At 65.1% G+C, this 20742-nt stretch carries 21 protein-coding genes; 14 read left to right on the plus strand and 7 right to left on the minus strand.

Annotated elements, in window-relative coordinates; genetic code table 11:
* Positions 1-195 precede the first annotated feature (195 nt).
* Positions 196-933 (minus strand): sporulation protein, encoded by a 738-nt coding sequence (locus C454_RS00525; RefSeq protein ID WP_004971461.1) that lies wholly within the window; start codon positions 931-933, stop codon positions 196-198.
* A gap of 318 nt (positions 934-1251) precedes the next feature.
* On the opposite strand from C454_RS00525, the gene C454_RS00530 reads away from it, so the two are divergent.
* The gene (locus tag C454_RS00530) at positions 1252-1815 is read left to right on the plus strand and encodes a hypothetical protein (RefSeq protein WP_233516867.1); all 564 of its coding nucleotides are present in this window, start codon (positions 1252-1254) and stop codon (positions 1813-1815) included.
* Positions 1816-1903: 88 nt separating this feature from the next.
* Here the strand turns inward: C454_RS00530 and C454_RS00535 are convergent, their stop codons facing one another.
* Positions 1904-2119 carry a hypothetical protein gene (locus C454_RS00535; RefSeq protein WP_004971465.1) on the minus strand — a complete coding sequence of 72 codons (216 nt, stop codon included), beginning with the start codon at positions 2117-2119 and terminating at the stop codon, positions 1904-1906.
* 393 nt (positions 2120-2512) lie between these two features.
* On the opposite strand from C454_RS00535, the gene C454_RS00540 reads away from it, so the two are divergent.
* Positions 2513-2740 carry a hypothetical protein gene (locus C454_RS00540; RefSeq protein ID WP_004971467.1) on the plus strand — a complete coding sequence of 76 codons (228 nt, stop codon included), beginning with the start codon at positions 2513-2515 and terminating at the stop codon, positions 2738-2740.
* 38 nt (positions 2741-2778) lie between these two features.
* On the opposite strand, the gene C454_RS00545 is transcribed toward C454_RS00540, so the two are convergent.
* Positions 2779-3465, minus strand: a complete 687-nt coding sequence (locus C454_RS00545) for a diadenylate cyclase (protein WP_004971469.1) — start codon at positions 3463-3465, stop codon at positions 2779-2781.
* 24 nt (positions 3466-3489) lie between these two features.
* Here C454_RS00545 and C454_RS00550 point away from each other — a divergent pair, with 24 nt between their 5' ends.
* The gene (locus tag C454_RS00550; RefSeq protein ID WP_049904867.1) at positions 3490-3918 is read left to right on the plus strand and encodes a DUF7539 family protein; all 429 of its coding nucleotides are present in this window, start codon (positions 3490-3492) and stop codon (positions 3916-3918) included.
* A 331-nt stretch (positions 3919-4249) separates the two neighbouring features.
* Here C454_RS00550 and C454_RS00555 read toward each other — a convergent pair whose 3' ends face one another.
* The gene (locus C454_RS00555) at positions 4250-5458 is read right to left on the minus strand and encodes a CBS domain-containing protein (RefSeq protein ID WP_004971474.1); all 1209 of its coding nucleotides are present in this window, start codon (positions 5456-5458) and stop codon (positions 4250-4252) included.
* A gap of 318 nt (positions 5459-5776) precedes the next feature.
* Here C454_RS00555 and C454_RS00560 point away from each other — a divergent pair, with 318 nt between their 5' ends.
* The 4 genes from C454_RS00560 to C454_RS00570 all read left to right on the plus strand — a co-directional run bounded on the left by C454_RS00560 (position 5777) and on the right by C454_RS00570 (position 9293).
* Entirely contained in the window at positions 5777-6205 is a 429-nt protein-coding gene (locus C454_RS00560; RefSeq protein ID WP_004971475.1) for a universal stress protein, read from the plus strand.
* A 123-nt stretch (positions 6206-6328) separates the two neighbouring features.
* Positions 6329-6622 carry a heavy-metal-associated domain-containing protein gene (locus tag C454_RS21160; protein WP_338072484.1) on the plus strand — a complete coding sequence of 98 codons (294 nt, stop codon included), beginning with the start codon at positions 6329-6331 and terminating at the stop codon, positions 6620-6622.
* Positions 6623-6633: 11 nt separating this feature from the next.
* Positions 6634-8493, plus strand: a complete 1860-nt coding sequence (locus tag C454_RS00565; protein WP_394324750.1) for a heavy metal translocating P-type ATPase — start codon at positions 6634-6636, stop codon at positions 8491-8493.
* Between the two features lie 128 nt (positions 8494-8621).
* Entirely contained in the window at positions 8622-9293 is a 672-nt protein-coding gene (locus C454_RS00570) for an SdpI family protein (RefSeq protein WP_004971481.1), read from the plus strand.
* Between the two features lie 181 nt (positions 9294-9474).
* On the opposite strand, the gene C454_RS00575 is transcribed toward C454_RS00570, so the two are convergent.
* The 3 genes from C454_RS00575 to C454_RS00585 are packed head-to-tail and all read right to left on the minus strand — an operon-like array spanning position 9475 to position 11705.
* Complete coding sequence (locus tag C454_RS00575; RefSeq protein WP_004971482.1) at positions 9475-10284, minus strand: molybdate ABC transporter permease subunit; 810 nt, start codon at positions 10282-10284, stop codon at positions 9475-9477.
* The gene (locus C454_RS00580) at positions 10265-11227 is read right to left on the minus strand and encodes an extracellular solute-binding protein (RefSeq protein WP_004971484.1); all 963 of its coding nucleotides are present in this window, start codon (positions 11225-11227) and stop codon (positions 10265-10267) included. The genes C454_RS00575 and C454_RS00580 overlap by 20 nt, the downstream gene beginning before the upstream one ends.
* Positions 11228-11231: 4 nt before the next feature.
* A complete protein-coding gene (locus C454_RS00585; RefSeq protein WP_004971485.1) occupies positions 11232-11705 on the minus strand; it encodes a molybdopterin-dependent oxidoreductase in 474 nt (157 codons plus the stop codon).
* Positions 11706-12003: 298 nt separating this feature from the next.
* Between C454_RS00585 and C454_RS00590 the strand changes: the two genes are divergently transcribed.
* From C454_RS00590 to C454_RS00620, 7 genes are all read left to right on the plus strand, one after another.
* Positions 12004-13266, plus strand: coding sequence for a glycosyltransferase family 2 protein (locus tag C454_RS00590; protein ID WP_004971487.1), 1263 nt, complete (start codon positions 12004-12006; stop codon positions 13264-13266).
* 122 nt (positions 13267-13388) lie between these two features.
* Positions 13389-13979, plus strand: coding sequence for a hypothetical protein (locus C454_RS00595; protein WP_004971489.1), 591 nt, complete (start codon positions 13389-13391; stop codon positions 13977-13979).
* Positions 13980-14072: 93 nt separating this feature from the next.
* Positions 14073-14798, plus strand: a complete 726-nt coding sequence (locus tag C454_RS00600; protein ID WP_004971491.1) for a hypothetical protein — start codon at positions 14073-14075, stop codon at positions 14796-14798.
* 58 nt (positions 14799-14856) lie between these two features.
* Positions 14857-16692 (plus strand): spermidine synthase, encoded by a 1836-nt coding sequence (locus tag C454_RS00605; protein WP_004971492.1) that lies wholly within the window; start codon positions 14857-14859, stop codon positions 16690-16692.
* Between the two features lie 6 nt (positions 16693-16698).
* On the plus strand, positions 16699-17229 hold the full coding sequence (locus tag C454_RS00610; protein ID WP_004971494.1) for a DUF2617 family protein: 531 nt from the start codon (positions 16699-16701) through the stop codon (positions 17227-17229).
* Between the two features lie 22 nt (positions 17230-17251).
* On the plus strand, positions 17252-18223 hold the full coding sequence (locus tag C454_RS00615) for a hypothetical protein (RefSeq protein WP_004971497.1): 972 nt from the start codon (positions 17252-17254) through the stop codon (positions 18221-18223).
* Positions 18224-18424: 201 nt separating this feature from the next.
* Positions 18425-20728, plus strand: coding sequence for a pentapeptide repeat-containing protein (locus tag C454_RS00620; protein ID WP_004971501.1), 2304 nt, complete (start codon positions 18425-18427; stop codon positions 20726-20728).
* The last annotated feature ends 14 nt before the right edge of the window (positions 20729-20742 follow it).

The raw sequence follows: 20742 nt of genomic DNA on the forward strand, positions 1-20742 counted from the left end.
CTTGCCAGCCCGCTCAGAGATGTGTATAAGAGACAGGAACTGGAGTTCGCTCGTCTGGAGGCCCGTCTCGCCGAACGGCACGAAGTCCAGGTCGATGTCTTCGGGTGTCGTCATGCCCGCACAGATACGCCGAATCGACGCAAAAGCGTTGGGTAGCCGGAAGGCGATTGGGGTGAGTCGCCCCGCGTTCCGCCGTCAGGCGTTCGCGCGAATCAGCGATTCCAGTTCGTCGCGCACCTGGCTCGCGTCGGTGGTCCGGACCGTCGTCTGGACCGTCCGCTCGTCCAAGTCGCTAAGCTCGCTCAGCACGCCGCCGCGACGGTCGACTTCGAGGTGCAGTTCGAGCGCGTCTTCGCCCGGTCGCGGCACGACTTCGAGTTCGTCCAACTCGCCGGCGAACGGCCCCGACGTGGGTCGGAACTCGAACTCCTGGACGAAGCGCCTGCTCGCGGTGAACACGCCGTGGGGGTCGGCCTCGCACTCGGCGCTGTGCAGCGAGAAGCCGAGGTCGTCGAGCGCGTCGAAGACGGCCTGAAGCCGCGGCGTCGGCTGGACGTTCAGGTAGTCTTTGTCTTCGGGGTCGACGGCCAACTCGATGTCGAGTTCGGTTTCGACCCACACGTCGACGTTCCCGAGAGTGACGGGCGTTCCGCGAGGGATGTCGAGCGAGACCGATCGCGTCTCCCGCTCGTCCGGTTGGATAGTGAGGCTTTCCGCGAGGGTGTACTGCGCGATATCCACCTCTCGGTAGCCCTCTTCGGTCCGGTAGCGGGTCTCCAGTTCGAACCGAATCTTCCCGATTTCCTGTTCTGTCGAACCCCCTTCGATGCGCACTTCTGCATCGACCGTCTCGCCGGCGCGGACGGTGTCGGAGGGGAGAACGGTATCGACGGTCGCGTTGCCGATTCCGATTCGTGCGAGGACCTTCTTCATGATGCACACCGACCGTCTCGTTCGCGGTGTAAGTATCTCGTGGCTCGCTACTTTCCGAGCGACAGTTGATCTCCTGTGCGACCGATTCGTTGATGCACACGCGTCGAGCCTCCAGAGGATATGGACTTGTCTCCGGATCGGGACTTGTTGACCCGCCTCAAAAAATGTAAGAATTATGAATTTTGTGACGGGTGAGAAATTCAAAATTGTATAATAGCCACCGAACCAGTTCCCTCAGGTGATTTTGATAGTGCCCAGATATGACAGATAAATATCTATTTACCCGCCGACATTGTCTATCACCCGAGGTGTTCAGAAGTGACAACAAAACCACGAACTCGACGAGCCGTCCTTCGGAACGCGGCGGGACTTGTGGGTCTCGTCGCGTTCGCCGGCGTCGGCACCGCGAGTTCGACCGCGAAAAGCCAGTTCGACGACGAAGACGGCAACGGTATCCCTGACGAGGGGGAGGTCGTTACCGGCGCGTACAAGTCGGTCTTGGCGTACGAGGGCGAGTACGGTTCGGGAGCGTATCCGCAGGAAGACTGGTACTGGGACCTCGGCGACGGTCGGGTCAGCGGGACGGTCGACAGCATCGACGAGCTTGACCAGGACCGTCTCACCGTCTGTGAGTACAAAGTCCAGTACCGGGGAACGTACGCGAACGACCCGTTCTTGGACACTGGCTGGGTCAGAAACCAGATCAACTGCCGCGGCTACGACGACAACGGGAACTACAACTACAACATCGTCCACGAGACGGACCCGCGGTACACGGGCGACCGTCCGCCCGCGTTCGGCGGCGACTGGGAGTACCAGACGTACGTCGTCTCCGGCGTCGGTAATCAGGTCACCCGGCCGACGTCACCACCGGGACAATAAGTCGCCGTCATCGCGATGAGTTCGTCTCGCTTCGGCTTTTTTGTCGACGGTCCGCACTCGCGCGCCTCACAGCCCAGCGCGACACGCCTCACGTCACGTACACGTCGCCTTCGACTTCGTAGAGGTAGCCCTTGTTCAGGAGTTCGTCGACGGTTTCGGGGTCTTCGCCCGCCGAGCGCACCCGACGGCGCGCGTCCGCCACGGGCATCCCCGAGTCGCGGTCGGCGACGAGAGGCCGAAGGTGTTCGAACGCTCGCGTCGCGCGAGGAGAAAGCGGCGTGTGTCCGCCCTGTTTCGATGTCATCGAGTCCTCTATTCGCGACCACGGAACGCTCCGTAAAGAAGGTGGGTGCCGATTCGGTCTGCGGGGTGGCCGGGTTCCGACGTGCTTCCCTCTCCGTTTTCGACTCGTTGGGTAGCCCCGCCCGAGCCAACCCATTGGCCCCGTTCTCCATATCGGCGGTGCTGCCGGAAACGGTGTACCAGCCGACCTTCTCGCCGCGAAGGGAGCTCACCGTGCACACTGCGAAACGGTAGTTCTCGGTACAACCGAGCCAGAGTGTATCCTCACCGCTGTCCGAACCGGTGACCCCGAGTGGACGAGAATCACCTCCGACGGTGGGCGATGACACGCTACCGGCTGAACCATGATGGCTGTTAACATCGTGGAGCACGATATCTGCGTATGTCTCGTCACGTGGCTTCCTTCGACATCGACTCAAAGACCGATTCGTACGCCGCTCGACGCATCCTGGAGCGCGTCTACGATACGATACGGGAAGAGTCATCGAGCGGCCGAGGGGACTCGACCGACACGAGCGAACTCCTCGAATCGTTCAAAACGCTTCGAGACGCAGCGAAACGTCCAACGGCAGGCAAGCTAACCATCACCTACGAACAATACGACGACGGATTCGAGAACTGAGTTCGCGGAACATCCGCCGCCGGAAGAGACGCGCAGCCTCAGTGTGCGGTCCGCCAGCGTCCCCCAAGCTCCTCACGTTCGCGGTCAGTATACTCTCCACTCCGAAAGACGGTCACACGGCCGTTCTCTTCGCTCAGCGTTACACTGGCAAGGACTTCTTCCCGGAGAGACACTTCCAACGCACTGAGATGTTTGGTTCCCATCCAAGCGGCAGAGGCGATGGGTGTCTCTTCGACCGCTTCAGTAGTATTTGGAGTCCGAACGCGAACCATCTGTTCTTGGATTGTCTTATCCGCGGCAATGACGACTGCTCCATCGCAGCTGAATGCCACGTTGCGGGCTGCGTCGATGAACTCGTTGGATGTGATACCGACTGACCGGCACTGTTCGACGGGCCACGTGTTGTCTCCCAGTGGATCGGTGTATCTTCCGAAATCGATGTCAGCGACGACAATAAAATAGAGACTCGGTCCGGTCACGTACGGCTCGTCCCACCGGCTGAAAGAGAGACTCAAACTCTCCGCGACATATCTGAGGATGTCGATAGTCTCCGGGATTGTGGCGTACTCCGCCTGACCGTCGTTGGCTTTTACGATAGCTCTCTCACCGACATACTCGATGTACGGGGAGACTCTGTTTGAATGCTCTGCCCGTGATAGAGACGCCTGAGGTACACCACCGCTACTGACGCACCTACCATCCGTGGACGCTGTACAAACACTCATTCGCCTTGCACACCTTCTAGAAGCATGGCCGAGTTCCCAGACGAACGACAACTCGTACTACGGGCGCGTTCCCAGTTGGACCAGTGGACGAGAAGTGCCAGGATGGAGGCGTACACTGAACTGTTCGAGGGTGACGACCCCATCCTCTCCCTCGAAGAAGTGCAACTGCTCGATGCGCTCGACTCCGAACTGGAACGAGAGGGAGGCGATGGTGTCTGGGGAACCGATCAGTACGGAATCCACACGGCGGGAACCTCGAGTTCGGACACCTCACTCGGCGTCGTCTGCGTGTACCACCCACAGATCACCAAAGACTCCGTCCTCCGTGGGGCAGACGACCTCGACGACGAGGCCGAAGAGCGACTCAACGCGGCACTCTGGCGATATAGTGAACGGGTTGCGACGCTCATCGAAGAGAAACTCCACGAGTTCACCCGTCGAACACAGAGCTGAGGTTCGTCTCGCCGCTTTTACTACACTGCCGTCGGTGTGCGACTACCGTCTGGTTCGTCCGCGTTCCGGTGCGAGATTTAAAAATACGTCTTCCTCAGCCCCGCACTCCGGACAGTCGTGCATGAAGTGGAATCCGTCCTCATCGCGCTTTTCGCTCCGACACTCCGACTGAGCGCGGGCTTCGTTCCCGCATACTGGACGGTGTTCGGGATGGTCCGGGAGATATGTGCTCACGAACTCGATGAACGATTTCGTCCCGTGACGGTCGACCGACCACACTGGTAGTCCGTCGATCGACGCCGACCAGCCTTCTCGTGGGAGGGTGAGTTCGTCACCCGCTGAGCCACCACCCGTAGAGGTGCTCTTGAGACTCGGCGTCGGATTGCTTCTTCGATTGACCGTACGTCTTCCCCTTGAGGAGTTGGCGTTCGACCGCGTTTGCGGCGAGTCGGAGTGCGTGGGTGGCGCCGTACCCTTCGCCGTCGGCCGTGAAGTACCCGCGGTCAGTAACCAGTCGAATCCGTGCCAACACGAGTGGTACGCCCCGGCTCTGTTCTTTGTGTTCCTGTAGTTCGATACTGGCCTTGATGACGCTCATCTCGCCGTACTTCGAGGTGACGCTCTCGATCAACGCGGAGACGTCGTCGTAGTCCATCCCCTCTAGCAAGTCGAGTCCGAACACCTGCACGGCATTCCGGTCGTCGCGTTCCCAGGTGAGCGCCTCAATAACGTCCGTCTTGGTGATGATTCCGACTGGCTCGCCCGTTTGGTCGGCCGTGACGACGAGCGACGAGACCTCGTGTTCGAACATCGTTTCGACGACCTCGTCGAGCGGGGCGCTTCGGCGGACCGTCACAACGACATCGGACATCAGGTTTCGGACCGGAAGGTCGAGCATCCGGTCGGAGTCGCCCTCGCGAGCACCGAACCCGCCGTGAGACCCCCCAGAGCGTCCGCGGCCACCGAAACTGCCCGACGACCCTCCCTGGCTCTTGCTTCCACCTCGCGTCGTGAATTCGATAACGTCGTACAGGCTTACGATCCCCACGAGTTCGTCCCCGTCGATAACGGGAAGATGGGCGATACCGGACTCCCGAAGCAGGTTAAGCGTTTTTCCGATCGTCGCCTCGGGCGTCGTGCTGACGAGTTTCGTCGAATACGCGTCTTCGACGGTCACGGCATCGAGAAACGGACGCACGGCTTCGAGGATAGCATCTGCGGTCACCACACCGAAGATACGGTCTTCATCGAGTACGGGAAGCGTTTTAGCGTCGCTCCCGATCATGAGTCGTGCGACCTCTCGAACGTCCTCTGTGCGCTCGACGGTCGGGACGTGCTGGACCTGCGAGCCGACCTTTGCGGAGGGCTGATTGGACGAGGAGGCCAACTGTCGGCGGCTGACAACACCACGATACTCGTCACCGTCGGTCACCACGACGGCATCGAGTTCTTGATTCTCGAATGCGCCGGCGACCTTCGACAGCGGCGTCCCGATATCGAACTCGGTGAACTTCGTGGAGAGAATTTCAGAGATATTCATGAGTAACTCTCTAGACAGAGCGGTGCAGGACGGTTATGCCTGTCCCACCCTTTCGTTGAGTGGTAGAGGCGTCCGAATGGCGAGGTTAGGGCGACGGAGAACGCCGGCAGTCCGACGAGAAGGCTACACCCGACGGCGACGACGCCTATCGCTAGCACACTCACGTCGCCACGCGAGGCAGGTGAGTGCGTTCAACCGCCGAATCCGGCCGAGTGATGTCCGCGACTCGGTCTGTGCGAACGCCCCTCCTTCGCGAATCGTCGGTGCGCCACCCGCGCGGCAGTACGTTCATCCCTACTCACCACGAAGTGTTCTCTCATGCCGGTCACCGTTCTCGTCGCCTTCGATGGCTCTCCGCTTTCAGCGCGCGCGCTCGCATACGCCATCGAGACCTTCCCGGACGCGTCCATCACGTCGATGTACGTGATTAATCCGCTCGACTCGGTTATCGACGTGGAGGCCGGCGGCTTACCAGTCGCCGAAGACTGGCACGAGAACGCGAAAGAAGTCGCAACCGAAATCCACACGACGGCCACGGACCTCGCGGCGGACCGGAATACCGAACTCGTTACCGTCACGGAGGTCGGCAAACCGGCACGAGCAATCTTGGAATACGCCGACGACCACGACATCGATCAGATCGTCATGGGCAGCCACGGTCGCTCGGGAATCGACCGTGCGCTCCTCGGGAGCGTTGCCGAGACGGTTACCCGCCGAGCGCGGATTCCGGTGACGATCGTCAGTTGAACCATTCGGACCAGAAGGGCGCGAGGGCGGTCGACAGTGGGGGCCCGCTTCGTCTGCACTCAGACAGGGACACGATGACAGACCGACAATACAGAATCAGGATGCAGTGTATGGAGAGACCGCGTGACCGTTACTGAATCGTCCCCGCTCTCGACGTGCGCTGTCCAGATCGAGCGACGAGGCGGTCGCGGCGAAGCGGGAGCGCGAGCCCTCGAACGATACCTCCGGGACACGCCCGGCGTCCACGACGTCGACGTCTCGTTCCGAACGGGGAGCGTTCGAATCACCTACGACGAGAGCGTCACCTCGGAGGAACAGCTTCTGTCTCTTATACACATCTCTGATGGCGCGANACGACGCCCGACGAGGCGACCACCCGCTCGGACCTCAGGCGGGAGGCCGTGTTCGTCGGGCTGACGCTGGTCGGCATGGTGACCGGCCTGGCGACGGGATGGCTCGGTGGACCGTCACTCCTCATGTGGGCCGGCTACGGCGTCGCGTACGCCTTCGGTGGCTGGTACGGGCTCAAGGGGGCGATCGAGACGCTCCGTCACGGCGCTGTCGACATCGACCTGTTGATGATCGTCGCCGCGCTCGGGGCGCTCTCTATCGGCGCACCGTTCGAGGGAGCGATGCTCCTCTTCCTGTTTTCGCTGTCGAACACGCTCCAACACTACGCGATCGGCCGCTCGCGCCGGGCGATCAAGTCCCTCGTCGAGATGCGGCCGGACGAGGCGCAAGTCCTCCGCGATGGTGAGGAGGTTACGGTTCCCATCGAGGAGGTCGCCGTCGGCGACGTGTTCGTCGTCCGCCCCGGCGACAGAATCCCGCTCGACGGCGTCGTCACGTCCGGCGAGGGAACGGTGGACCAAGCCTCGCTCACCGGCGAATCAGTTCCCGTACCCAAGGTGCCCGGTGACGAGGTGTTCGGCGGCACGATAAACGAGAGCGGGAGCCTCGAAATCGAAGTCACGCGGCAGGCACACGAATCGGCGATCAGCCGCCTCATCCACATGGTCGAACGCGCCCAAAGCGAGAAGGCCCCGACACAGCGGCTCATCGACCGTCTCGAACAACCGTACGTCCTCGGCGTGTTCGGGCTCACGATTGCAGCTATCGCCGTTCCGGTCGCGCTCGGGAACGAGTTCACCGGGACGTTCTACCGCGCGATGACGCTCATGGTCGCCGCCTCGCCGTGTGCGGTCATCATCTCGACGCCCGCGGCAGTCCTCTCAGCTATCGCCTCCGGAGGCAGACAGGGCGTCCTGTTCAAGGGCGGCGAGCACGTCGAGACCGCCGCGCGCATCGATGCGGTCGCCTTCGACAAGACCGGGACGCTCACGCAGGGGGACACGCAGTTGACCGACGTGTTCGTCCGTGACGGCACGGCAGACGAGACGCTGACCGAGGACGAACTCCGCTCTGTCGTGGCCGCGGTGCAGGCCCGTTCGGAGCACCACCTCGCCCGCGCGACGGTGCGGGCGGCAGATGCTCGATCACTCGACGTCCCCGACGCGGAGCGGTTCCAGTCGGTCGCCGGGAAAGGGGTCAAAGCGGACGTCGACGGCACGACGACGCACATCGGGAACCGCAGTTACTTCGAGACCGTCCTCGGGGACGCGGCGATCGACGGTCTCGAACCGGGCCTCGACCGTCTCCAGACGTTAGAGGAAGAGGGGAAAACGAGCGTCCTCGTCGCCCGAGAGCGCCACGGCGACGTCAGCGTGTCGGGGTGGCTCGCCTTCACCGACACCGTTCGCCCCGGCGCGGCCGAGATGATCGACGACCTCCGCTCGCTCGGCGTGGAGCACATCGTCATGCTGACGGGCGACAACGAGCGCGTCGCACAGCGCATCGCCGACGAAGTCGGAATCGACGAGGTACAGGCCGAACTGCTCCCGGAGGAGAAAGTGGCGACCATCGAGGACCTGGTCGGGCGATTCGAGAACGTGGCGATGGTCGGCGACGGCGTCAACGACGCGCCGGCGCTCGCCACGGCGACCCTCGGCATCGCGATGGGCGGCGCGGGAACCGACGTCGCGCTCGACACCGCCGACGTGGTGCTGATGGGCGACGACCTCAGCAAGATTCCCTACGTGCTCGGTCTCGGACGCAGGACTCGCCGGACGCTCACCATCAACCTCGCAATCGCCTTCGGCGCGATTGCACTCATGGTCGGTGCGATCCTCCTCCGAGGAATCCCGCTCCCGCTCGCAGTAGTCGGCCACGAGGGCTCGACGGTCATCGTCTCACTGAACGGTCTTCGGCTGCTCGGCTTTCGTGGGTGAGCACGTCACGGGCGACGGAGGCGAACTCCCCCCGGTCGCTCGGAGGACCGCCGGCCTGTCGCGATGACGAGAGGCCGGCGGACTTTCCCACCCGCCCGTTCATCTACACGCAGGCCGTACGTTCCAGTATGAAGACGATTCACCGGTTCCTCGCGGCTGCGGGCTTCGTCGCGCTGTCCGGTATCGTGAGCTTGCTTGCCGCGCCATCGCTCCCCGCTGAGCTCGTCACGAACTGGGGGTCGGGTGGCGAGCCCAACGGGACGATGCCGAAGCTGCTTGCCCTCTGGCTCATTCCCGCTCTGACCGCGGGGCTCCTCCTCACGTTCGCCGCCATCCCGCGAATCGACCCGCTCCGAGAGAACATCGCCGAGTTCCGGTCCTACTACGACTGGTTCGTCGTCATCTTCACCGTCTACATGTCCGTCGTTCACGTCGGCATCGTCGCCTTCAATCTCGGCTACGAGTTCGACTTCACCTCCCTGATTCTCGTCGCCGTGGCTGGGCTGTTTTATTATAGCGGCGTCGTACTCGCGCACGCCGAGCAGAACTGGTTCGTCGGTATCCGGACGCCGTGGACTCTCAGTAGCGAGGAGGTCTGGGCACGGACTCACGCACTCGGCGGCCGACTCTTCAAACTCACCGCCGTCCTCACGCTCGTCGGTCTGTTGTTCGGTGACTACGCGCTCTACTTCCTCCTCGTTCCTGCGCTTTTGACAGCCGGCGTTACCGTCGTCTACTCGTACTACCTGTACGAGCGAATCGACGGAAGCTCGGATACCGCCCCGGGCTCGAATCTGTGAGTCACTCTGAGAGCAACAGGAGCGGCGTGCTGAATAGCGCGGCTGGACGTCGCACCGGTCGCTTGTCTCGCATCGTTTAACGCGAACCGGCCGTCTGGTGGATGAGCGAACCTACCTCTCGGTTGGACGACTGGTGTTGGTTACGTTCCGTCTCCTGACGACTCCTGCGGTCCGTTCGCCCTCACTCCCACGGGTTCGTCCCCAGCGCGTGGACCAACAGAATCGCCCCGACGGCGATGCCGACGAGGACGAGCGCGACCGGGAACGCGGCGTCGAGGCCGGTCGAGAGGTACGACACCCAGATCTGCACCGGGAGCGTCCGCGGGTAGTACGCCAGCATGAGCGTCGCGCCGAACTCGCCCATCGCCCGCGCGAACGTCAGGGTCACCCCGGCGAGGATGCCCTGCTTCGCCAGCGGGAGCGTCACGCGCCGGACGCTCCCGATGCGGTCCTCGCCGAGCGAACGGGCCGCCGCTTCGAGTTGCCTGTCCACGCCGTCGAAGGCCGTCTTCGCGGTCACGACCAGAAACGGCGAGGCGACGTAGGTCTGCGCGAGGACGACCCCGACCAGCGAGCGCGTCAGCGGGACGCTCGTCAGCTGACCGAGGCCCGCGGGGCCGACCAGCTTGAGCAGTAACATCCCGCTGACGACCGGCGGGAGGACGAGCGGGAGCATGACCATCGCCAGAATCACGTCGCGGCCGCGGAACGACGTGCGCGAGAGCCAGTAGGCCAAGGGGAGGCCGAAGGCGACGGCGACCAGCGTGCTCAGCGTCGCCGCGACGACGGAGTTGGTGGCGGCGGTCACGACGACGTCGCTCGTCACGTCGCCGACCAGCGACGCCGGCGACTGCGCGAGGACGAGCGCGCCGATGGGAAGCAGGTAGTAGACGAGGAGCATCCCCGCGAGAAGCAGCGTCAAGCCTCGCCACGTCTCGGGCAGGAGCCGCGTGACGCCGCTCTCGCGGCTGTTAGGCTCTCGGTGGGACATCTCCGAAGTAGTGCGGGTGGCTCGCGCGCACGGCGAACCCGGAGGGTTCGAGGAACTCGCCGGCGGTCCCGACGAGCGCCTCGAACACCGATTTCGACGCCGCCGTGTCGGTTCGTCGCGTCGCGGCGTACCGGATTGGGCCGCCGCGGACGGTGATACCCTCCGGGAGCGTGTAGGAGACCGTCGCGTACGCCGACGCGTGTTCGGGGTCGCTCAGGTTGATTTCGGCCGGGAGTTCGAGGTACGGGTAGTCGCGCTCGACGGCCATGCTCCGGTAGACGAACGCCGCGTCGACGCCGCCGGCGTCGAACTGCGCGAGCAGTTGCGTCTCGGGGTATATCTGGTCGCGGCGAAGCAGGTCGGTGGCGAGTGCCGGCCGGTCGTAGTAGTCGGCGGCGAGCGCGAGCGCGAACCGCGTCCGGTAGCCCAGCGGGTCGAGGTCGGGGTCGGTTCGGCCGAGGCTGACGTCGTCGTCGAGGAGGGCGTCGGGCCACGACGCGGCGTCGGCGACTCGCTCGCCGCCGTCGGTCTGGGGGTTGTACGCGACGACGAGCGCGTTGTTGGCGAACGTCGCGTACCACGGGACAGAAAGCGGCGCGTCGAACAGCGTCGTGTCCGCGAGGGCGACGATGTCGGGGTCGCGCTGGTCGTCGGCGACCATCCGCGCCACGCGGGCGGAACCGTGTGCCTCGACCTCCACGCGGGTTCCCTCCGGGGGCTCGAACTCGGCGGTGAGCGCCCGCTGGAGGCTTCCGGCGGCGAGAACCGACACTGTCGGCGTCGACCCTGCTCGACCGAGACAGCCCGCTGTCGCGGTGAGGCCGGTCGCGGCGACCCCGCCGACGGACGCGAGAAACGCCCGCCTGCCCGACCCACTGGCGGACTCGCCGGTGTTCTCCGCCGCGCCCGTTCGGGCCGGCCGATTCCGTCTCTCTCGCGTCATCTGGTCAGGGTTTCTTGGAGATGTCTTCGAGCGATTCGGGGTCGGTAGACGGGTCGAGCGCGCGCGCCTCGACGGCGCGGACGCCTTTCACCGTCCGCGACCCGTCAATGTCGGGCGCGATAAAGCGCGTCTCGTAGCCGTGCTCCTCGCCTATCGGCGTCCCGTCGCGGGCGTAGGCGAGCACGGCGTCGAGAGCGTCGTACACGTCGATACAGACGCGATAACCGTCGGCACTCTCGACGACGAGGTGCGTCGTCTCGTCGTCGAGGCCGACGTCAGCGAAGAGGTCGAAGACCGGAATCCCGGTCCACGTCGCGGTGTGTCGCGTCCCCGACGCGCACGCGACCGTCACCGTTCGGTCCTCGGCGGGGAAGTCGAGTAACTCCGCGCCCGACAGCGACGCTCGGCCGTCGCCGCGGAGGAGAATCGGCTCGGACGGGGCGGTCGCCGGACGCGACCGGTCGTGTTGTGCGTGCATGTGTATTCACTAGTCCGATATTGGTTGACTCTAACGGTGTGTGTAACCTCCAACAATTAAGGGTTTATAAACATCTGAAAATGAATTCCCCGACGTGCTGGGTGGGCGGTTGTCGGAGCCCGCGTGGGCGGTTTCGACCCGATTACGAGTCGGTCGGTCAACGTCGGGGGCGGTCGTGTCGGTTCTCGAATTCCGGAATTCCCCTTCCATCGACGACTCTCAGCCCCTCGAACTACGCCGCGTCGGTCGATTCCGAAGTCCGTACATTCATTGTTCCGAGAATACACGTTTAATCTACATGTTCGAGGTCCAGTCCGAACTGGCGGTGTTCATCCTCCTGATGCTCGTCTGGACCGTCTTCGTGCTGTATTCGGCCTCGGTGTTCACGTGGTTCGTCGAGGTGCTCGTCCTCGCGTGGCGACAGACCGTTCCCGCAGACGACGTCGCCTACGGCTACGACGACATCCAAGTGCGCATCATCACTATCGACGCGGCGAACATCGTCCAATCGACGGTCAACGCGGTTCCCGACGACCTCGCCGACGTTCGAGTCATCGCGGAGAAACCGATTTCGGTCGACGGCGCGACGGTCCACGCCGTTCCCGAGGAGTTCACCTGCACGGCGTCTCACAAGGGCCGCGCGCTCGAATGGGCGCGCCGCGAGGTCCCCTGCGACAAGGAGTTCGTCCTCTACCTCGACGAGGACACGCTGATGGCGAACTTCGAGGGGTTGCCGGAGGGCGACATCATCCAGATAACCGAACTGCCGGTGTACACCGGGTCGTGGGTGACGTACCTCTCGGAGGTGTTCCGCATCGGTTACCAGCGCGAACAGCGGGCGTTTGGCCGCTTCAGCTTCCCGCTGTACGCGTGGGGCGGCGGCATCGCGATTCGGACGAGCCTCGAAAACCGCATCACGTGGGACTCGAAGACCATCACCGAGGACACGGACTTCGCGTGGCGCGCCGCCGCCGCCGCCGACCTCGATTTCAGCGTGCTGAACTGCAAGTTCCGCAATCAGGCCCCGCCGTCGGTGATGACGATGCTCAAGCAGCGTCGCCGGTGGTTCTCCGGGACGCGACAGGATTCGGACCTCCTACCGCTGCACTATCAGATGTTCCTGCAGTTCCGCCTCGTCGCGTGGGGCTTTTCGCCGCTCATCCCGGTGATAACGTTCATCACGTTCCTCGTCCCCGGCGCGCTCCCGGATCTGATGCTCTATCGGGTCGGCTCCCTTCTCGAGTTCGCCACGCTGTTCGTCGTGACGGGGGCCGGCGTGGCAAGTTACTGGTCGGAGTCGAAACTCACGCTCCTCGCGGTCCCGTGGACACCGATTCTCGTCGTTCTCAACACGGCGGGCGCGCTCTGGGGGTTCGTCTCCCCGGTCGAGCACTTCGCCGTCACGACCAAGGTGCCGCTGGAGACGGTCGAAAAGCGCAACCCCGCGTTCGAGCCCGGCTCGCTCACGAAACACGACGGGCGGAACGACTTACCCGAGCGGCTGGACGTGAATCGACTCACGAGCGGGCTCCGGGAGTCTGTTCACGTCTTTGACGATTGACCGCGGCGGTTGCGTGCCGAACCATTCCCGATCGGCATCCGGTGACCACTCTCCTGGGGCTGACTCCCGCGCCGTGACAATCGAGCCACCGTTTGATGCGCTCACGGCACGTCTGCTCGCGTATGAACGCGCACGCGAACACCGGTCCCGACCGCGCTCGCAAACACGAGCCCTTCCCGGCGTACGGACCCGTGGACGCGGCGCTCGGGTTCGTCGTCTTCTACCTGTTCGTCGAGCGCGCCACGCCGACTATCGTCGACACCGTGACGGGTGTCGTTCCCGGGCTCTCGGCGTCGGCGGTCGGCTTCGGACTCGCGGCGTTCCTGTGGTTCATCTTCGTCGTGACGACGCTCGACCAACTCCGCCGGCAACTCGCGGCGCTCGGGGTCGTCGCCGGGGACGCCGGCCGACTCGACCGCGTAGCGTCGGGACGGGCCGTCCCCAGCGTCCCGCGACTTCTCCTGTACGGCGTCGTCACCGTCGTCGGCGGCTCTATCGCCGTGCTCACGTTCGACCGCGCCGTCGACGCGGGCATCGCGTTCATCCGGCTCGTCACGGGCCTCGGTGCCGGCGTATTCCCGTTCGGCGCGGTCCCGCTCGTCGAGTTCCTCGTCATGGTCGTCTTCTTCGTCTCGTTCGGCGCGGCGACGCACTCGCTCGACAGGGTGGTCATCGGGAGCGTCAGGACCGCGTTCGCGACGGTCCGCCCGTAAACCCGTCAGCGGACACGACGTTCTCTCCGACGAGACGTATCGAACCACAAGACTGTTATCCTAGTTTTCTGATTGACAGAGACGAGAGTCCCCATGAAGCGTCGTACGTTCCTCCAACTGACCGGCCTCGGGGCCGTCGGCGGACTCGCCGGCTGTCTCGGTTCGAACTCCCCTCCCCCGCGAAAGTCGAGCGTCGTCTCCGAATTCGAGGTCTCCGACGGCTCGCTCGTCGTCGACCTCGCCGACCAGACGTGGGTGATGTCCCGCTACGAAGCCGCCGACCAGTCGTCGCTGTCAGGGTTCGACCCGCAGTCGCTGGCCGCGCTCAGCCCCGTCGGGGTTGCGAGCGCGAAAGGCAAGGGCGGCGGCGGTGGCGGCCGCGGCGCGACCGGCCGCGGCACGGGCGGCTACGCCTCCGCCCCGCGGACGGTCCACGGCCACGCGTGGTACCACGGCGGCGACTACGCCGACGACTGGTACGAGAACAACGCCGGCAAAGTGAGTCGATTCCCCGTCGGCGTCGCCGCGCTCGGCATCGCCTACCTCGGGTCGACCGCGGCGATGCGAGACGACGCGCCCGACGCCGGCCCGGTGCCGTGGGACCGCGAGATACAGGACCCGAACGACACCGTCCAGTACGACATCGACGACGGCAGCCAGTTTGGACAGGACGGCTGGTACCGCGTCGGCGCGCACGTCGTCGGCGACGACGTGAACCACGACTTCCGCTGGGAGTGTTACGACCTCGAAGTCACCGACGGTATCGGTGATGCGGGGTACTCCATCGAGGAAGAGTGGAAAGTCTCTCCGCGCATCTGAGCGCGGATGACGCGCGCTTTCCCTCGCCCTCTATAACTCACCCACTCGCCCTCCATCGATGTCCAACACGCGAACCGACACGGCGACGCTCCTGACGCTCACCTTCGTGGTGTCGTTCTGTAGCTTCGCCTACGAGTTCGTCTACTCGGAACTGCTGACGGTGATGTACGGCGGGACGGTCACCCAGTACGTCATCACGGTCGGGCTGTACTTCTTCAGCCTCGGCATCGGCGCGGCGCTCTCGGACGACCTCGACGGCGCGACCCTCGGCGGGAACTTCTTCCGCACCGAGGTGCTCCTGGCCGCGGCCGCGCCCGCGGGCTTCCTGCTCATCGTCGGTCTCAACAGCGTCCGCATCCCGCAGGCGGTGCCCGCGGAGGTCATCTGGACCGTCGCCCGCCTCCCCGTCGTCGTCGTCGGGTTCCTCTCGGGGTTCGAACTCCCGCTTTTGACCCGCATGTTCGACGAACTCGGCGACGACGGGTCGGCGACGCCCTCGTGGCTCCGAACCGCAGGCGCGCGAATCCACGATTTCGTCGTCGCCGCTGTCGGTACCCTCTGGACCGTCGAGCGGACCGAGGGCCGCAGAAGCGGGCTGTCTGTCATCCTCGCGATGGACTACGTCGGCGGCCTCGCCGGTGCCGTCGTCTACGCCCGCGTCCTCTACCCGGGTCTCGGCCTCATCCCGACGATATTCGTGCTGGCGCTCCTCAACGGGGTCGCCGCGCTCGTCTTCGTCGCCCACTTCGGCGAGTGGTCGTGGTGGCCCTTCAGCGACGCCGCCCCGTCCGCAAGCCCCGCCTCGTCCGCCAGCGCCGCACACGGCGGGAACGCGACCGACAGCGCCCGAGCCGACCGGTCGCTCTCGGCCGCCCGGGTCTCGAAGACGCTCCTCGTGGTCTGTCTCCTCTTGACGGCGACCTACGCGGGCGTCGTCGCCAAGCACGACGTCGCCGACGAGCGCCTGTCGCAACTCTACCTCGAACAGCAGATAGAAAACGAGTATCCGCCGGGCGCGATGCGCGCGACGGTCACCTCACAGGAGACGACCGCCTACCAGCACGTCATCAGATACAACCGCACGTGGACCGGCACCGGCCCGAACCCGCACTTCGACGGGCGGACGGAACAGTGCCTCCGCCTCGGCGCGGCCGTCCAACTCTGCGAGAGTTGGGCCGACAGCTACCATCGGGGGCTAGTCGACGTGCCGATGTCGCTGGTCGAACCCGGCCCGGAGACCAAGGTACTCGTCGTCGGCGGCGGCGACTGGATTGCTATCGACCACCTGCGGGAGTACGGCGTCACCGTCGACCACGTCGACCTCGACGGCGAGTTCATGCGCGACGCGAAGACGGACCCCTTCTTCCGCCGCTGGCACGACGACGCCCACGAGTACGACCGGCTGAACACGACGGTCGCCGACGGCTACCGGTACCTCCAAGAGACGAACGAGACGTACGACCTCGTGTTGCTCGACGTGCCCGGCGCGACCGACGACGACCTGCTCACGCTCTACTCGACCGAGTTCTACCGCTCCGTCCGGACCCACCTCTCCGAGGACGGCGTCGCGGTGACGTGGGGCTACTCGCCCGACGCCTACCCCGAACACCACAAGGCGTTCGTCAACACCGTCGGGGCCGCGGGTTTCACCCAAGAACTTTCCTACTGGGTGCGCGAGGACCTCGACGACGACGGCGAGACCGAGCGCGTCGAGCAGTTCTACGTGCTCGCGCCCGGCGACCGGCCCCGGCTCACCGGCGACGGCGCGACCCGGTACGTCCGCGCCCGCGAGGAGCACTACGGCTCCCCCGAGTGGCACGCGGTCCCGCACTACCGCGGCGTCCGCGAGAACTCCATCTTCCACCCGAACTACGACATCCTCGTCGACACCTGATTACCAATGCCCTCCCAACCACCTTCCACCACCGAACCGCCCGCCGCCTCCGACCCGTCTCAGCCGGTCGAGACACCGACCGAGCTGTACTTCGGCTACAGCGCCGACGCGCCGGACCTGACGACCGTGGACGTGAAGACGGTCTCCCCGGCGACGCTCGCGGGCGAACCGGCGGTCCTCACCGTCATCGGCGAGTCCCACTACGTCGGCCTGCCGGCGCTCGACTTCCACGAGCTGTGTTCGTGCAAGCCGCTGCCGCACGAACGAACCCACGAGACGCCGCTTTCCGTCGGCGCGGAACGCGAGTTCAGCTTCGAGAGCGACCGACTCGACGCCCGGACGGTCGTGGAGGGGCGCTCGCTCGACGCCTTCCCCGGCCCGGACGACGCGACCGTCGCCTATCGGTTCGGCCCGGAGGCGTGGACCACCATCCGCGTCGGCGACGGCGGCTACGAGACGTACCACACCTACCCGGAGCACGACCTCGCGCTGTACACCGAGACGACGATGACGCCCGAACGAGAGGCTCAGCGATGACTCCCGAACGAACTACCCAACGATGACTCGAAACGCCACCACCTACGACGGCGACGTGACGCTCAACGGCTCCGAACGACCCCCGGTCGAACTGCGCGACCCCGCGGACGTGTTCGTCGGCGGCGCGAGCGTCGCCGGCGACCTCACCGTGCAGAACGCCGAGTACGTCTTCACCCACGCGCCGGTGACCGACGACGCGGCCGTCGGCGACGCGACGGCCGGCGACGCGGCCGTCGAGACCGAAATCCGCGGCAGCCTCGAAGACGGCTACGTCCAGTCGGTCGACGGCGACGTGCTCCTCGGCGACGCCGAAGACGTGTTCATCGCGGCCGACGCCGCCGACGGCGCGGTCTCGGCACCCGGGGCGGAGAACGTCTACGCGGGCGAGGGGACGCCCGGCGCCGCCCCCGACGACTACGACGTGTCCACCTTCGGCTGGAAGCAGTCGGGGAGCGCGACCGACCCCGATACCGGCGTCTACGCCGTCGGCATGGCCCACGACGTCGACCTCACGAACGTCAACTCGGACGTGGAACTCTACCTCGTCGGCCACGGCCACGAGGTGCGGGTCGAGGGTCGAGGTGCGGCAGTCTCCGTCCACTTCGTCGGCTACGACAACACCGTCAGCGTCGGGCCGTACCTCGCGTCGAGCGTCGAGACCGACACCGGATTCGACAACGCGGTCGACGCCGACCCCTACCCCGCCGAGGACCTCGTCGAGATGTCCCGAAGCGAGGCCTACTCGAACGCCGGGTTCGGCCGCCGTAAGGTGACGTTCCAAGAGCCGGCCGACGGCGACGAGTGGTGTCCGAACTGCGGCAAGCCCGCCGAGGCCATCATCGAGCGCCATCAGATGGAGGCGTTTTTCCTCTTCGGCTGGCCGCTTTGGACCTTCGAGCAGAGCACCAACCCCGCCCGCGAGTGCGAACACTGCTCGCCCAACGCGATTCACGCCGAACTCTCGGCGTCCGAGCGCCGCGAGATATTCGACTGACCTCGTCGGCGGTCCGAAGATATATATCAAAACACCAGACAATGTTGCACATACGACTGTCCCCGCGTTCGAACGTCGCACCCGTGTTCGAACGCGCTCGCCGGGTCTGCACCCTCAGCCGCACCCGCCACGCCCGCTGTCCCCGGCACATCCGTCCGCCCCTCCCCAGCCATGTCGAGAAATGAGTCCACGCCGGCCTTGATGTCCTCCTCGTCGTGCCGGTACACGTTCGACCCGTCGGTCCAGACCGACGCCCACCTCCAGACGACGTGGGAGTGTCCGCACGAAGCCCACCCCGAAAGCGAGTTCTGCGTGTTCCACATGAGCCGCGACGAGCGCGCCTCGCTCGACGTGACCGGCGACGACATCGTCGGCGAACTCCGGGCGAACCTCCAGTCGCCCGACACCCGCGTCAACGAGTACGTCGGCGCGGACCTCCCGCACCTCTCGCTCACCTATCAGGACATCAACGGCGCGACGAACCACGTCCTCAACTTCCAGCACGCCGACATCGAGGGCTTGGACCTCACCCACGGCCGCCTCGACCAGGGGTTGATTCTCCGCGAGGCGACGGTCGGCCGCCTCAAACTCGACGAGGCGGTGGTCACCGGCGACGTGGACGCACGGGAGGTCACCGTGACCGACGCGGTGACGACCAACGAGGCGACGTTCGAACAGGACGTCCGCTTTTCGGAGGCGACCTTCCGCGGCGAGGTCCGCTGCGACGAGACGGTGTTCCAGGGGGACACCAGTTTCGCAGACGCGACGTTCCACGGCACGGCGCGCTTCCGCAACGTCGAGACCAGCGGGAGCAGCCACGTCCTCGACGACAACATCACCTTCGCGAACGCGACGTTCCGCGACGACGCGAGTTTCAGACAGGCGATTTTCAATTACGTGACGTTCGAGGGCGCGCGGTTCACCGCGGGGTCGGACTTCGAACACGTCGAGTTCGAGGGCGACGCCCGGTTCGACGGCGTCCGCTTCGACGAGATGGCCGACTTCGACGAGGCGCGGTTCGACGACGACGCGAGCTTCGCCGACGCCCGGTTCATGCAGTTGGCCGAGTTCCGCGGCGTCGAGTTCAACGGCGGGAGCCGGACGACCCACGACGACGTGACGTTCGAGGGCGCGACGTTCGAGGGCGAAGCGGACTACAAGCTCGCTCGATTCCGCTATTCGGACTTCAAGGACGCCGTGTTCAAGGGCGCGGTCAACTTCGACCGCGCGACGTTCACCGCCCGCACCGACTGCTATCGCCTCCGCGTCGATGGCGCGTTCGACCTCTCTTTGGCGTCGTTCGACGGGCAGGCGAACTTCGACGAGAGCGAGTTCCGCGACGCCGTCGTCGCCGAGGAGGCGACGTTCGGGTGCGACGCCTCGTTCGAGGGGGTCGAGTTCGAAGCTAACGCTCGGTTCGGCGAGGCGCGGTTCGAAGAGGACGTGAGCTTCAAGACCGCGGCGTTCCACGGTCTCGCCACCTTCCGCGGGGCGTTCTTCGAGGGCGAACTGCAGCACCTCGAAGCCAACGCCTCGTTCAACGAGGCGACCTTCGAAGCCGGCGCGGAGTTCGAGGCCGCGAACTTCACGAGCGCGTCGTTCTGGGAGACGACGTTCCACGACCGGGCGGACTTCCGGCAGTCTGACTTCGAGACGGCGCGCTTCCGCGTGCTCGTCGGCGACCGCGACACCTACCTCGACTTCACCGACGCGACGCTCTCCGGCGGCACGATTTCGCAGGGCTCCGGCGAGCCGACGCCGTACGACCTCACCCGCGCGACCATCGGCGACCTGACGCTGGAGGGCGACGGCAACGAACACCAGCTTCTTGACCACTTCCGCTTCTGTCTCACCGAGTTCGACCGCTTCGACTTCAGCGACCACCACGGCTACCTCGAACGCAACGACTGGACCATCCACGACTTCGTGGGTAACGGCGCGACCGGCCAGTTCGCCGTGGAACTGACGCCCGATATAATCGAAGAAACGTACCGGAAGGCGCAGGACAGCGCCAACGCCGTCGGTGACACCCCCGCGAGCCGCGAGTTCGAGTTCAAGCGCTACTACTACAACCGCCAGAAGAACTTCGACATCATCCTCAACGAGTACTCGCTGAACACGTGGGCCCGCGGCAAGAAGGTCGCAAGCGTGGGACTGAACACGCTCATGCAAGTCACCTGCGGCTACGGTAACCGCCTCCCGCGAATCGCGGCGTTCACGTTCCTCCTCCCGGCGCTGTTCGGGCTGTGTTACGCCCTCGGCGGGCCGTTTCTGACGCAGGCGGGGAGCGTCTTCGACCCCGCCGCGGTCGACAAGACGACGATGGAGGTCCTCTTCGACAACGTCTACTACAGCTACATCAGCTTCAGCACGGTCGGCTACGGCGATATCAACCCGCTCGGGCCGGCGGCGCGCGTGCTCGCGGCGAGCCAGGGGATGTTGAACGGGCTGTTTTTCACCCTGCTCACGTTCACGCTGTTCAAGCGCGTGCTCGGCGGGAGCTAATCGAGCCGAGTCGC

The sequence above is a fragment of the Haloferax gibbonsii ATCC 33959 genome (assembly GCF_000336775.1).
Classification (GTDB): domain Archaea; phylum Halobacteriota; class Halobacteria; order Halobacteriales; family Haloferacaceae; genus Haloferax; species Haloferax gibbonsii.

Bases quoted from the DNA above. Each gene is read 5' to 3' on its own strand.
- C454_RS00575 (WP_004971482.1), bottom strand. From the start codon at position 10,284: ATGTCCCACCGAGAGCCTAACAGCCGCGAGAGCGGCGTCACGCGGCTC.
- C454_RS00560 (WP_004971475.1), top strand. From the start codon at position 5,777: ATGCCGGTCACCGTTCTCGTCGCCTTCGATGGCTCTCCGCTTTCAGCG.
- C454_RS00550 (WP_049904867.1), top strand. From the start codon at position 3,490: ATGGCCGAGTTCCCAGACGAACGACAACTCGTACTACGGGCGCGTTCC.
- C454_RS00590 (WP_004971487.1), top strand. From the start codon at position 12,004: ATGTTCGAGGTCCAGTCCGAACTGGCGGTGTTCATCCTCCTGATGCTC.
- C454_RS00605 (WP_004971492.1), top strand. From the start codon at position 14,857: ATGTCCAACACGCGAACCGACACGGCGACGCTCCTGACGCTCACCTTC.
- C454_RS00535 (WP_004971465.1), bottom strand. From the start codon at position 2,119: ATGACATCGAAACAGGGCGGACACACGCCGCTTTCTCCTCGCGCGACG.
- C454_RS00545 (WP_004971469.1), bottom strand. From the start codon at position 3,465: ATGAGTGTTTGTACAGCGTCCACGGATGGTAGGTGCGTCAGTAGCGGT.
- C454_RS00570 (WP_004971481.1), top strand. From the start codon at position 8,622: ATGAAGACGATTCACCGGTTCCTCGCGGCTGCGGGCTTCGTCGCGCTG.
- C454_RS00610 (WP_004971494.1), top strand. From the start codon at position 16,699: ATGCCCTCCCAACCACCTTCCACCACCGAACCGCCCGCCGCCTCCGAC.
- C454_RS00555 (WP_004971474.1), bottom strand. From the start codon at position 5,458: ATGAATATCTCTGAAATTCTCTCCACGAAGTTCACCGAGTTCGATATC.
- C454_RS00565 (WP_394324750.1), top strand. From the start codon at position 6,634: ATGGTGACCGGCCTGGCGACGGGATGGCTCGGTGGACCGTCACTCCTC.
- C454_RS00585 (WP_004971485.1), bottom strand. From the start codon at position 11,705: ATGCACGCACAACACGACCGGTCGCGTCCGGCGACCGCCCCGTCCGAG.
- C454_RS00615 (WP_004971497.1), top strand. From the start codon at position 17,252: ATGACTCGAAACGCCACCACCTACGACGGCGACGTGACGCTCAACGGC.
- C454_RS00620 (WP_004971501.1), top strand. From the start codon at position 18,425: ATGTCCTCCTCGTCGTGCCGGTACACGTTCGACCCGTCGGTCCAGACC.
- C454_RS00580 (WP_004971484.1), bottom strand. From the start codon at position 11,227: ATGACGCGAGAGAGACGGAATCGGCCGGCCCGAACGGGCGCGGCGGAG.
- C454_RS00595 (WP_004971489.1), top strand. From the start codon at position 13,389: ATGAACGCGCACGCGAACACCGGTCCCGACCGCGCTCGCAAACACGAG.
- C454_RS00525 (WP_004971461.1), bottom strand. From the start codon at position 933: ATGAAGAAGGTCCTCGCACGAATCGGAATCGGCAACGCGACCGTCGAT.
- C454_RS00600 (WP_004971491.1), top strand. From the start codon at position 14,073: ATGAAGCGTCGTACGTTCCTCCAACTGACCGGCCTCGGGGCCGTCGGC.